General features: G+C 52.0%; 11 protein-coding genes. 5 read left to right on the plus strand and 6 right to left on the minus strand.

Features of this window, described 5'->3' with window-relative positions; genetic code table 11:
* On the minus strand, window positions 1-490 hold a 490-nt coding region (locus GX117_12705), incomplete at its 3' end, for a D-glycero-beta-D-manno-heptose-7-phosphate kinase (protein NLO34190.1).
* A gap of 128 nt (window positions 491-618) precedes the next feature.
* On the opposite strand from GX117_12705, the gene GX117_12710 reads away from it, so the two are divergent.
* Window positions 619-2,430: a hypothetical protein gene (locus GX117_12710; protein NLO34191.1), complete on the plus strand. Its 1,812-nt coding sequence runs from the start codon at window positions 619-621 to the stop codon at window positions 2,428-2,430.
* Here the strand turns inward: GX117_12710 and ychF are convergent.
* On the minus strand, window positions 2,410-3,462 hold the full coding sequence (gene ychF, locus GX117_12715) for a redox-regulated ATPase YchF (GenBank protein ID NLO34192.1): 1,053 nt from the start codon (window positions 3,460-3,462) through the stop codon (window positions 2,410-2,412). The two genes, GX117_12710 and ychF, sit on opposite strands and share 21 nt — an antisense overlap.
* Before the next feature lie 198 nt (window positions 3,463-3,660).
* On the opposite strand from ychF, the gene GX117_12720 reads away from it, so the two are divergent.
* Window positions 3,661-5,088 carry an MATE family efflux transporter gene (locus GX117_12720; protein ID NLO34193.1) on the plus strand — a complete coding sequence of 476 codons (1,428 nt, stop codon included), beginning with the start codon at window positions 3,661-3,663 and terminating at the stop codon, window positions 5,086-5,088.
* On the opposite strand, the gene larA is transcribed toward GX117_12720, so the two are convergent.
* From larA to GX117_12740, 4 genes are all read right to left on the minus strand, one after another.
* A complete protein-coding gene (larA, locus tag GX117_12725) occupies window positions 5,085-6,380 on the minus strand; it encodes a nickel-dependent lactate racemase (protein NLO34194.1) in 1,296 nt (431 codons plus the stop codon). The genes GX117_12720 and larA overlap by 4 nt on opposite strands.
* Window positions 6,377-7,657 (minus strand): hypothetical protein, encoded by a 1,281-nt coding sequence (locus GX117_12730; protein NLO34195.1) that lies wholly within the window; start codon window positions 7,655-7,657, stop codon window positions 6,377-6,379. The genes larA and GX117_12730 overlap by 4 nt, the downstream gene beginning before the upstream one ends.
* Window positions 7,657-8,403, minus strand: coding sequence for a hypothetical protein (locus tag GX117_12735; protein NLO34196.1), 747 nt, complete (start codon window positions 8,401-8,403; stop codon window positions 7,657-7,659). The genes GX117_12730 and GX117_12735 overlap by 1 nt, the downstream gene beginning before the upstream one ends.
* A gap of 71 nt (window positions 8,404-8,474) precedes the next feature.
* Window positions 8,475-10,313, minus strand: a complete 1,839-nt coding sequence (locus GX117_12740) for a hypothetical protein (GenBank protein ID NLO34197.1) — start codon at window positions 10,311-10,313, stop codon at window positions 8,475-8,477.
* 287 nt (window positions 10,314-10,600) lie between these two features.
* Between GX117_12740 and GX117_12745 the strand changes: the two genes are divergently transcribed.
* The 3 genes from GX117_12745 (at window position 10,601) to GX117_12755 (ending at window position 13,116) form a co-directional block, all read left to right on the plus strand.
* The gene (locus tag GX117_12745; protein ID NLO34198.1) at window positions 10,601-12,193 is read left to right on the plus strand and encodes a type I restriction-modification system subunit M; all 1,593 of its coding nucleotides are present in this window, start codon (window positions 10,601-10,603) and stop codon (window positions 12,191-12,193) included.
* Window positions 12,194-12,197: 4 nt separating this feature from the next.
* Window positions 12,198-12,410 carry a hypothetical protein gene (locus tag GX117_12750; GenBank protein ID NLO34199.1) on the plus strand — a complete coding sequence of 71 codons (213 nt, stop codon included), beginning with the start codon at window positions 12,198-12,200 and terminating at the stop codon, window positions 12,408-12,410.
* A gap of 112 nt (window positions 12,411-12,522) precedes the next feature.
* Window positions 12,523-13,116, plus strand: a complete 594-nt coding sequence (locus tag GX117_12755) for a restriction endonuclease subunit S (GenBank protein ID NLO34200.1) — start codon at window positions 12,523-12,525, stop codon at window positions 13,114-13,116.
* Window positions 13,117-13,451 lie beyond the last annotated feature (335 nt).

The following is a 13,451-nucleotide window of genomic DNA, read 5'->3' on the forward strand; positions in this document are numbered from 1 at the left end:
CGCCTATCATGATGGCGTCCACCGGCGGCGCGGCGGCATAAATCTTTTCGATCAATTGCGCCTCGACAGCGCCTGAAATCATTTTGGGGCGGGGCGTATCGGTACGCAAAACTTCCTGACTCGGGATATTGTGTCCGCCGGCACGCCATTTGCCATAGGTATTGGTAGGGCGTTCGGGATCTTCCACCAAAAAGGAGGTGTCCACAAGACGCTTTTCAAATTCTTCGCGTACGATGCCGCCGTTCACATCAGCACCGATGACCCCCACCATATAGACCTTGGCGCCCAAGGACGCCGCATTACACGCCGCATTACCGGCAGCGCCCGGATTATATCGCCGTTCATGAACCTCAAAGACCGGTATGGGCGCTTCCAAACTAATCTCCGTTACAGCGCCGTGAACGTATTCATCCAAATAAATATCGCCAACCGCCATTACGCGGATTGACTTGAATTTTTCCAACAACTGAAGGTAATACGGTATATCCATGTCCTTACTTTCCACTATCTTTGAGCTTCGTTTAACAGTGACAACCATGCCGCCGCCTCTAGATCTACACCCTACCGCAAAGTGTAGCATATTTGAAGACGACAGCGTAACCCCAACCCGGAGAGATCGTGAATGAAACGAAGGAAGATGCGCCACAGTCTGATTGGCATATGAACGCTTTACCTACACGCTGCTATCCAATGCAATGGCGCCTATGGGCCGCCGTACTTATGTTCTGCGCATCTTCAGGGGCATCCCTATTGCCCGACCCAGCTTTGAACATACTCGGAGCAGGGCGCAGCCATATGGCGCCTGTTCCTTTAGGCGCATTGATGCCGGAACCTGCTCCCGTTCCCGCCCAGCCCGAAGGAGCAGATGACAGCGCCGGGTGCCGATATCCCGTCGTACAGCAATGGAGTGAGAGCAACTTCCCCGACTGGAAACAACAAGGCAAAGTTACTGCGCCCCGCGTTATTCTCGCCAAACTCGCGTGCAACCGCGACATTGAGGAGAGCAACAACTACCTCATGAACTGCAAGCCTTGGAGCGGAGTCGGTTCCAATTGGTTGTTGTTCAAAGGCGATTATGATTTCACCCTTACCACGCTCACCACAGTACTTTATCTCTTCGGCAACAAGCCCGAACGCCTTTATCTGCAAAGCTGCAGCCATTTGGTGGAGGTCTTGTTGACGGAAGAAGGCGCGACACCCCTCCTTACCGTGCCGCGCAGCTACGGCTTGATTTTAGACACCGAAAATCACCAGCTCATGACCGAGGGAAGCCGTTACCTTAAAAATCAATGGCTCAAAAAACACAAAGACAAGGGCGGCTATGATCCTGAGATCCATGATAACGACCATAACGGTTTGGGAGCTTGGCTCGAAGCGTTTTTGGAGTTACTCATTCAAGAGGGTATCTACGAATTTAACGCGATCCCCTATGCAGGCTACACCATCCAAGCCTTGCTGAACCTTGACGCCTTCGCTGAATCCGCCGCCATTCGAAGCAAAGCGCGCTATCTGCTCGACATCATGAATCTGCAATACGCCCTTGGCAGTCTTGATTTACGCAGGTCAGCACCCTTCAGACGGCTTTACTCAAAAGCCGCCACGCAAAGCCTTAACGGCGATCCACACCGCGCCTATATGGCGGCGTGGCTGCAACTGGACGGCTATAGGCTGCCTCCGGAACAGGAAACAGACCATTATTCGACCCATGCAGTTATAGCGGCACTCCTTCCTTACCGCCTGCCCCGGGATGTGGCGCGGTGGACACTGGCAAAAGAAAGTCCCTATGAACTGCGTTTCGGCCGAGGCCCCTCCGCCTGTCCCGAGATCTACAGCGGCGGACCCGGCTATCTGCTGAGTGCAGGCGGCGCGAACCGCGGCTTCCGTTCCCATATTATTGCGCGCCCCATGACCCTCCTTCTCGCTGACGGAGCAACGCAATACGAAGACTGTTTTTATATCACCGGCAAAGGTCGTTGGTTTTCTTGGAATGCTACAGGTTTATGGTCCCGATTTGCCTGCGCCAATGGAAGTGTTCATGTACCGGCCGCCTATAGTCCCATCGCCGAAGGCGGGGGATGGCGCGTATATACTGCCCACACAGCGCAGCGCCTCTTCATCGCTGTCTATGACCAAGACGGCGTGGGACTCCTCGCCTTATTTCCCGGCTATGACGACACCGCAGCAGCGCTTTTAAAGGATATACGCAAGACAAACGAAAATGAGGCTGATTTACAGACTCGGTTCACAGGACTGGACGGCACCGTAATCCACTACGATCTCAACGCGCCCAAAGGTACCTGGGTGATCAAAGGGATCAATGATCATCCCGTGGATCGTGACTATGACCACTGGCCGCAGCTGGACGGCACAATCGAATCCCTTCACTTTTCCCGGGCGCCGGCAAGCGCCTCAGACGTTGAATCTGAATAAAAGCATGTCGCCGTCTTGAACCACATACTCTTTGCCTTCCAAGCGAACCCAGCCCTTTTCTTTGGCTTTTGCCATGGAACCTGCCTCAATGAAATGGGTATACGCCACCGTCTCCGCTCGGATAAAGCCGCGCTTAATATCGGAATGGATGACGCCGGCCGCATCCACTGCAGGCGTCCCTTTGCGTATGGTCCAAGCGCGCACTTCCGGCTTGCCTGCCGTTAAAAAGCTGACAAGCCCGAGCAGATCATAAACGAATTGGATAAAGCGCGTTCGCGACGCCTCCCCCAACCCTAATTCCTCGCGGAAAGCGGCCTGTTCCTCTTCGCTCAGTCCGCTCACCTCCATCTCCAAAGCGCCGCATAAGTCCATAGCCTGCAGCTTGAGGGAATCTGCAAGCTCGCCCAGTCCCGAGGGGTCTTCCTCTCCAATTGCTTCCTCCCCGTTATTGACCAAAATCATCATGGGCTTTTGGGACAGAAAGGTAAAATTACGCAAGGAGCCCTCTTCGTGGGCATTCAGTTCTAAGCTGCGCAGCGGTGCGCCCGATTCCAACTGGTCTTTACAGCGGGACAACAACTCATATTCGAGGTCTTTTTTATGTTCTTTTTCGAGCCGTTCCAAACGCTTCTCGATAATGATCAAATCGATAAGCTGCAATTCCTCTTCCAGCGAAAGAACGTCCCGCTTGGGATCAACCTTTTCCCGAGGATGAAGCACATTGTCATTTTTAAAATTACGCACCACATGTACCAAGGCATCTGTATTCTTTAGCAAATTCAAGGCAGCATTGTCCAGCGCTTTTTCTGATCCTTCCACAGGCGCAATATCAATAAATTCAATTTCGGCAAAGGTCTTTTTCTTCGGCTCGAAAATCTCGGCCAACACGTCGATGCGGGCATCAGGTACTTTGATCACCGCTACATTGGCATCGCGATTGCCATAGGCGCCTACCTCGGCTGTTGCGCCGGTAAGTGCGTTAAATATCGTGGTCTTTCCAGACCGTGCGAATCCGATAAGCCCAACTTTCATTTGAATATTCTCCTGAGTCCCAATAGTGTTATCCGGTCATTTTATCACAGTCACCAAGGATCACACACGGAGCGGGGATTAATTTGGTTTGGCATCCGTGTTAACATCATGGTATAACCAAATACAAAGCCCTTTGTCCTGCATCCTGATACCTGCCAACACCTCAAGCCCGTGATTCGAAAAAAGAAATGAGATTTCTTGAAGCCCTTTGATCCAAGAATTATATCCGGATCCAGACTCCGTTCCGTCTGGATTCTCACATGGCCCCTCGTCGCACTCAACCTCGTCAATGGTACCCATGGATTTATTGATCATGTCCTCGTCGGCCGATTCGTAGAATCGACCGATAACGCTGCCAATGCTGCCATCGGCGTAGCATGGCAGATGTTTATGGTCATTGTCATTCTCGTGGTTTCCATCTTTCAAGGGATGAATGTGTTGATCGCACACCATGCGGGCAAACAAGACCGCGCCGCGATCAGCGAAGTCTTTCATAATGCCCTGCTTGCGTCCATCGTCTCGCTCCTGTGCATTCTTGCGCCTATAGGCTATTTCTGCGCGCCGGGTCTGCTGCGCCTCTTGGAAGTCGCGCCCGAAGTGCAGCGCCATGCACTGCCCTATCTGCGCCTCCTCTTTTTATGCGGCAGCCCCCTGTTCCTGATGTTTCTCCTTACCGGAGCCTTTAATGCCTCCGGTGATCCGAGAACACCGCTGAAACTCGGCGTCTTGACCACCATCCTGAATATCGTCATCAGTATCGTTCTCATCACAGGTATGGGGCCTTTCCCGCCCCTGGGCGTGGTAGGCGCGGGGCTCGGAACCGTTCTAGCTCCCATTGTCAGCTGTGCCGTCGGCTTGTATCTCATTTATTCCGGACGTATGATCATCCAGCCGCCCAAACGTTTTCATCTGCGCATCAACATGCGCATCCTGCAAAGTATGATCAAAATCGGCGTGCCCACAGGCATCCAAGGCGTGCTCCTCAATATTGCCGGCGTTTTGCTCATTTGGTACATCAGTTCCTTGCCAAACAGTGCTGCCGTCCAAGCCGCCTATACCATTTGCTACACCCAACTCTTTTCACTCATCGCATGGCCCGCTTTCGGACTGCGCAACGGCTCCAGCACGCTTATGGGCCAAAATATCGGCGCAGGCAAAGCACAACGGGGCAAGGAATGCGTCACCTTGGCAGCGTTCTTGGGCGCCTCTTGGGCAGTACTCGTAGGCCTTCTCTTCTGGGTCGCGCCGGACATGCTGCTGGGGCTCTTCAACGCAACCGAAGAACCGGTGCGCGGCTATGGCGTTGATCTTTTGCGCTTCTTAGCCGTCTCCGGCGTGTTGTTCGCCATTAATCAAGCGCAAACGGGAGCGCTCCAAGGAGCCGGCGCCACGCGGCCGCCCATGGTCATCGCCTTCGCCACCCAAATTGTTGTGCTTTTGGGGCTCTGCCAAATTTTCAACATGATGGGAATGCTCAGCGCCCAAACAATCTGGATCGCCGTATTTTCCAGCCATATCTTGCGCCTCATCTTGACTGCCTTGGTTTTTCGTTCTTCCCAGTGGATGCACATCCCCCTTGATCTGGGCAGCTCTACCCGTGAAGAGCCGGCGCCGGTCATAGACTAAAGCGCCGACGCCGTGCTGGGCAAAGGAACGGTCGTCCCTGCCCGGGGCATCCAATATCCCGTCGGATGAGATACCCCCTCCTTCCGAAAGTGTTCCCGCCCACAGCGAAGGGCGTGCTCCAAATCATCGCACCGCGTCATCCCAAGCTTACGGACATCTTCCTCGCAAAGCTGCGTCACCAACAGCGCCCGCGGCGCTTTCTCCAACGTAGACAAGGCCGTTTGCCCATTGATGTCCGCTTCTCTACGCAAGGCCTCAATGACCTTGTCAGGATGTCCCATCTGCAAAAATTCCTGATAGCCCCTGCCGCCGAGACCTTCAGGTGCCGGCGCCAATAAGATCACCCTGCCCTCAGGCTTCACGGCAGCAAAGGCATTGACCAAGGACTTATGGCTCTGCACAAAGTCGGGTGCGTCTCCGGCAGAAGCAATGACCAGATCGGCACGCGCCTCAATGGGCACACAAAAGGTTTCTGCTGAAAGTCGGCAGGCGGCACGATGCGCCTCATCCAGTTCCCCTACAAACAGACCGCCTAGCGCGCCTGACCCCGTCAGCACCGTGTTGATGATGAAATCGGGCGGGGCCATACGCGCCGCTTCGAGCAGATCTTCCGCCACAGGATTCCCGTCCAAGGCAGCAATGCGCACACGAGGATCCAAACGCGCCTCCGTGGGGTGCAGGTTGAGCGCGTGATTATGGGCGATAGTCTGCGCTCCGGCTAGGCCGGGAACCAAGGCTTTTCTGCCCCCGCCGAAGCCCGCAAAATAATGAGGCACCACCGATCCCAGCAATATGACATGTTCCCGTTCCATAACAGAGCGGTTCAGATAAACAGCTGTGCCGCGCCGGGTCTCTCCTAAAAATACCAAGGCCTTATCGTCACGCGCATCATGATTGATACACCTTTCATGAAAACGCCCGTAGACCTCCGCCCCTAAGATCAGACGCTGCTCTTCCCTGGTCGTCGGACGGTGTACACCCAAGGCAAAAAAGAAACTTATGTCTTCCTCGCGAATGCCGCAGTCCGCCAGCTGATCCAGCAATTCGGGCAACAGCACCGAAAGCTGCGCCTTTCTCGAAGCGTCAGGAACAACCAGCGCCACCCGCTCGCCGCGACGGAAAGACTGCAGCGCCGGGTGATCCATACCCAGGGGACGCCGGAGCGCGTCACGCAGTGCAGCGGCGGGATCATCAAGGGCCGCCAAGGGATTGGGCGTTAACCTATCCAAAAGCCGAAGCCAAGAACTTTGTTTCTCCAACAAAGCTTCCGGTGATGGGTACGGTCTATTCATGGCGTATTCCATACTTTCACAGCCCTGTGAAGCTTTTCTGCAACAGCCACCAATTCTTCCAACACCTGCGGCGACGTGGAAAAGTGCGGCAGCTCAGTTGCGGGATCATCCAAGAAGGCGTCTAAAAACTCAGGTAATGCCCTGTCGTGCCGCTGATAAAGCGCTTTCCAAAACTCGGCAAGTATTTTTTCATTGCGCAGCAGCGGAAAGTTTTCAGAATGCCACAACAAAGACTTCACCAAGGATGCCCGCTCCGATTCCGATAATTCATCCAAAAACTCTTCCACAAGCCCAAGGCTATCAACGAAAGCGTTGCTGACGCCCTCTCTTTCCACAGCGCATAGAAACAGCGATTCCATCAGGGACGGGCGAGCCTCATCGGCGGCGCGGCGGATCAGACGGGCACAACAAGACAAGGCATGTTCTTTATCCAATTGAACCGCATCGTCCGCCACGAGTTCCAAAATGGCATCCAACGCCCCCGGAATCTGTTCCGGCTGCCCATAAAGGGCGAGCATCGTCATGCACACCATAAGAGGATTCATCATTCCACGAACGGCTCCCTTTGTTTTTATGGAGGGCGTCGAGAAAGGCCGGGCAGACCACGGGATCACGGCATCTTGCCTATGGAGCAAAAAAAACAGACCTACAATTTTTTTCTCCCAGTGCGCATCCAATAAAAAATCCGTGTACAATTCGATCTTCTCTTCATCGGTCATTGCAGGATCCGCGACGACAAGAGCACGTAGACAGTCCCATATCCAATCGGAGGGAATCAACATGCCCTTATCAAAGGGGAAGGCCGTCATGAGCTGATCTTTGATCTTCTTTTCAGGCAGAAAGTTCATGGACGGAAAAAGACCTGTAGGATTCAGATCCTTGTCATCTCGGCTCAACAGCACAATGCCGGCGCTTCCTTGCGTGGGCATCCAAGCAGCGGTGCTGATCCCTTCTAAAATGACGCGGCGGTCTTTAACCGGCGGCACTGTCTCTCGGATTTCCATCACCCCATAATAAGGGTTCAACGGCGGCGGCGCGCCGTGTTGAATACGATTGATATCGGCCGGGCGCAAGGCGTGCTTTATATGCTGCACCTGCACGCGGGCGATGATCTCCGCGCCCGTCAAGGAAATGGCGGCGTCCTCGTCAATGCAGGGCAGTGCGCTGACGGGCAGCGCTGCTATAGACCAGCACAAAAGAGACGCACAAAGAAGAGGCGCCAAGCTCAGGGGGATCACCGCCCTATTGCGTTTCATCTGGTCAGAGCGATTCATCATTAAAAATCGATCCCTTCCTCATCAAGGCTTGGCGGATTTTGTTGGTTCAACATGAAAATGCGCCAAAGCAAAATAAAAATATAGAGGTCTGTAATCAGTAAAGGAATATCTAGTACAGTTTGGAAGAGCAGCTGCAGCTTAGTGTTGTCAAAGGAAATCAGAGCGCATTGCACCTCAATATCATGTTGAAACAACGCGATCACCAGCGCTAAACAGCTATACTTGAAATAGCGCAGCAGAGGACGCAGCGCCATGGGCAATTCCTGCCACCGCAGCTCGCCCCAATACATGATCCCGGCGCCGATGGGAAAAAAGAGGACGGCGCTCCAGATTTCCAAGCTCTGAATTAAAACGATCGCTTCCTCTTGCTGTTCCATCTGCATGCGGAACTCAATATTCATCAATGTAACCAGCAAGAGATTCAAGATTAACCACGGCAAAAAAAATCGTGCAAGCCCATCACGCCACCCCTTGTATTTCCAGAGGGGACGGGCAACAGCCGCGCCTAGGGGTGCGAGAAAGAGCGCGTAAATCGCTGCATAGAGAACGGACACCAATAGATAGTTGAAAAACTCAAGCAACAATTCCATCAGGGAAGGGGCATAGGTTGAACCGGAAGAGAAATCCGTGTACGACCAACTAAGCCGATAGAGGAAGCGACAAATCAGCGTGCTGAGCAGAAAAGGAAGCCCCTGGAAACGATGCCTCCATAAATCGGAACCGGCAGCTTTCAACAGCATCTCCATGCGACAACGCTCCTTTCAACCCAAAACAATAGGACAAACACGGCGCGACGAACAACAGCATAGAACCTGTCTCATCGATCTACAATATAGCCTTCTTTTTCCAAAGCAGCCTTGATCTCGGCGCGGGTGAGCCCCTGATAGCGAAGCACATGATGCGGATCAATGGGCTGCACATGTTCACGCCATTGCCGGTGATGCTCAATTTCGGCAATCACCAAGGGATCCTCCGATTCAATAACATGATAGGTTCGTAATCGCAGCTGCTTCGCCATGCCGCACCAGTCGCGCAAGGTAATCAACACATTTTCGGGCAGCTCGCCGCGGTTATGATTCATTAAAAACGTGATGAACTGTTCCGCACTGTGTCCGCGCTGCATGGCCGCCAAAAAACTGTCTCGGTCAAGGCGGTACACCAACAAGGGATGGTCACTCACGCGAAGGGCAAAGGCGTCCAAGGGCGTCGTCAATAAAGGGTCAATATGCTGCACATCGGCAATAATTTCAAAATTGGGCTGCACAAGAATATCATTCGCCCACGACGGATACCGGGCGCATAGCTCCGCCGTAAAGCCGCCCGTCAACAAGGCATGACCAAGCTCCGTAATCTGAAAACAGGAACTACCCCCGTCATAACCGTGATTGATCACACCGAGCCATAAAAAACTCTCTTCCAGAATGCGGGAAAGCTTGATGTCGAACTGATTGTCGGCTGAGGAAAAACTATATTCATAGTGGGTGCCGGCCATTTTTAATGAGGGTAAAAAGGAACGGCCCGAAGCCTTGCGTGCATAGGCGATATACTCCCTAATGGAAAACCATGAGCCGCAGGGCAATTCATCCAGCATATTCTCCACAATCGTTTTCGCCGAAGCCGTATCTTTCCCGGACATAAGCCAATCAAAAACAAGTTTATGCCGATCCGGACGGCTCGCGTTTATCACCGAGTCCAGATCACCGACACGCAATTCATTATCGACGCGGACGATCCATTGCAAGCCTTCAGCCACCCATAAACAGGTATTGAGCGAAGGTTCTTCATCATTGGTACAAATCGATTCCAAGCGGCGGCGATCCTCCCGAAAAAGCTCGCCGTCGTTACGCAGACGAACAGGGCGAAACGCAATGGCAGCAGCCAGCCGGCAGATCGTCTCTGAAAAGGAAAGCTCTTGGGAAGAGATCGTATCCACGGCTGTACGCGCCTTCAACACCGTAAGGGATTCTTGGGCTTGCTGGTCTTTTTTTTGACGATAATAATCCCGTATCTCTTTTAGCAGCGCAACGGCACGTACCAAACGCTGTTCATTATCGAAGCGGAACAACTCGAAGCAGGTGCAGCCGTCAAACAGTTCCGTTAGGGCATTTTCTGTTTCGTACTCACTGTATCGGCTCTGCGTATACAGTTGGGAGATGGTTAGAATGCCGTCTTTCGATTGCCACAGAATATCGAAAATATCGCGGGCACGGGCGGAGAAATCGGCGCGCGCCATATAATGCACTACTGAATCGGGATGACGATAAAGGCGCTGCAGCACCTCTTCCACCAAATCCTTTTTGGAAAGATCGGCGTCCAGATCCAAGCGGCTTTCCAAATGCTGTAATTCGAGATCCGGCATGCTCCGCACGTGACGCCGAAAAGCGGACACATCGCCGTGGCTTTCAAGACCCTTCAAAATCCGCTTGACCACATCAAAGCCTTCCCGCACCAGTCGGATACGGGTTAGGTCTGTGTACAGCAGTTTCGGGTTCACGTCCACCAGATATTCTATTTCTTCGATAGAAAGTTCCAACTTTTTCGAGAGAAAACGGGGCGTCAATCCGCCGCGGCTGTTTTGGCTCAGCTCTTTGGAGATCAAAAAAGCGGCATGGCTCATCCCTTCAAGTGATGCCAATAAACTCGCACGATGCCGCATGATAAAACCGTCCTTATAGAAAGAGGAAAATAAAGAGAAAACAACCTATCATTATAGTAAACATTCGTATTTACAGGCAAATACAGACGGGCTCTATAACTGCAAGCCATGCCCTCATACGAAGGACAGATTTCGGACAGCAACGACCCCCGCCGCCTGTCCATCACCGCTCTTTATCTCTTTTGCCTTGAACCGCGCTTGTCCCTATAATAACCCGTACCGCTCTGTCCCACCCGTGACGGGCCGCGGCATGTAGAACCTGCAACAACGAAAGGGAGCCTCTGTCTATGACCGACAATCGTAAGGAACGACAACGTGCCGCGCTGCACAGCGCTATATGGAATATTGCCGACGATCTGCGGGGCAGCGTAGACGGATGGGATTTCAAACAATATGTGCTGGGCATCTTGTTCTACCGCTACATTTCCGAAAATATCACCGCATTCATCAACAAAGATGAACACGAAGCGGGCGATCCTTCCTTTGACTATGCCGCCCTTTCCGACGAGAAAGCCGAAGAAGCACGGAAAGATTTGGTCGATACGAAAGGCTTTTTCATTCTGCCAAGCGCCTTATTCAAAAATGTCTGTATCAAAGCGACGGAAGATCCCCAATGGGCGGCAAACCACCTCAACGAAAGATTGGAAAGCATTTTTAAGGAGATCGAAGCCTCTGCCTTGGGCTCCCCCTCCGAAATCAACTTTAAAGGGCTATTCGACGACATCGACGTGAACAGCAAAAAATTAGGCAATAGCGTTGTCAGCCGCAACGGCCGGCTCGTGAAGCTGCTCAACGGTATTGGCTCCATAGAATTGGGCAATTTCCAAGAAAACTCCATTGACGCCTTCGGTGATGCCTATGAATATCTTATGTCCATGTATGCAAGCGCAGCGGGCAAATCAGGCGGCGAATACTACACGCCCCAAGAGGTTTCCGAGCTCTTGACACGGCTCACCCTCGTCGGAAAATCAAAAGTGAACAAGGTCTACGACCCCGCCTGCGGCTCCGGCTCACTGCTGCTGAACTTCGCCAAAATATTGGGAAAAGATAAAGTGCGCAACGGCTTCTTCGGTCAGGAAATCAACCTCACCACCTACAACCTATGCCGTATCAATATGTTTTTACATGACATCGATTACGATAAATTCGACATCGCCCATGGCGATACCCTCATCGACCCGGTCCACGATGAAGATGAACCCTTCGAAGCCATCGTTTCCAATCCGCCCTACTCCATCAAATGGGCAGGCGACAGCAATTCTCTCTTGATCAACGATCCCCGTTTCTCCCCTGCCGGTGTGCTCGCCCCCAAATCCAAAGCCGATCTTGCCTTTATCATGCATGCGCTGGCGTGGCTCGCCACCACAGGCACTGCCGCCATCGTATGCTTCCCCGGTATCCTCTACCGCAGCGGCGCTGAACAGAAAATTCGCAAATACCTCATCGACAATAACTTTGTAGACTGTGTCATCCAATTGCCCGACAACTTGTTTTACGGTACGTCCATTGCCACCTGTATTATGGTCTTGAAAAAAAGTAAAAAGGAAAACAACACCCTTTTCATCGATGGTTCTGCAGAATGCATCAAAGTTACCAATAACAATAAATTGACACCGAAAAATATTGAAAAACTCCTCAAACTTTATACAGAACGGAGCAATGTGGCGCACACCGTCCAAGTGGTGCCCAATCCCGACATTGCCAAAGAAGACTATAACCTTTCCGTCAGCACCTATGTAGAGCAGGAAGACACGCGAGAAAAAATCGATATTGCCGCCTTGAACGCTGAAATTAAAACCATCGCCGCAACGGTCAATCGCCTACGCAGCGACATTGATGCCATCATCGCTGAAATTGATCCATCCCCGGAAAGAAAGTGACACCATGACCGGTGACAAAAGACAATTAATGATAGTTGCCACAGAAAACGGCACTATGTCTTTAGATACCCATTTCGACGAAGAAACAGCTCGGCTGTCCATGGATCAAATGGCGCAATTGTACGAACGCGACAAATCTACCATTTCACGGCATATCAACACTGTATTTGATGAGGGGAGATTGTCGCGTGATTCAGTTGTTGCAAAACCAGCATGACGAGCAACTTTTTTTCTATAGTACAGAGATCAGGAATTGAAACGGATGGAAAGCGACTTCGACAAGCACATCAAAAAAATAAAACAAAGAGAGGAGCCCAACCATGACCTCAATGCTTAAACAACTCATAAAAAAACACTGCCCCCAAGGTGTGGAGTATGTCGCATTGGGGGAAATCGCTGTCAGAACGAAAGGCACGCCCATAACTGCAACACAAATGAAAGTTCTTAACAAACCGAATGGATCCGTAAAAATATTTGCGGGCGGCAAGACAGTAGCATATTTTGATTATGACGATTTACCCGAAAAAGATATCAATACATTCGCGTCGGTTATTGTCAAATCCCGAGGGGTAATCGAGTTCGAATATTATGATAAGCCCTTCAGCCATAAAAATGAAATGTGGGCGTATCACAGTGAACGAGAAGATGTTGATATTAAGTTTCTGTACTACTTCTTAAAAACCAAAGAAGATATACTGAGGAATAAAGCGACCAGCATGGGAGCCTTTCCGCAAATAGCCATACCTGATACCGAGAAACTAAAAATCCCGCTGCCGCCTATAACTGTTCAGCGCGAAATTGTCCGGATCTTGGACAGCTTCACGGCGCTTACAGCAGCGCTTACAACGGAGCATAGCGCAAGAAAAAAACAATATGAATATTACCGGGATCAGTTATTGGCTTTTGAGGAAAAGAAAACGTGAGCCCATGCGGTGTGGAGGTGATGAGGTGTCCTGTGGGGCAGTGGTCTGTTTTTCGACCCCGCAGCACAACACCTGTAGGGGCGAGATTTATCGCGCCCAAGACCCTCCGCCATCGCTTCATTGCAAACTCAAGGTTTCTTTAGCGTCCAGCGCGCGGGTACTCGAGCCAAGGCGCGTAACGCAGCGCCTCAATGATACAAACACCTCGGGCGCGATAAATCGCGCCCCTACACCGGAAGGTCTTGTGCGTCTCCGGTCCATCCCGTCCATCCCGTCCATTCCGTCCATCCGATCCAAACATCTCCCGCCCCGCAAAGCACAGAACCACGCAATCC

The sequence above is a fragment of the Candidatus Hydrogenedentota bacterium genome (assembly GCA_012523015.1).
GTDB lineage: Bacteria > Hydrogenedentota > Hydrogenedentia > Hydrogenedentales > CAITNO01 > JAAYBJ01.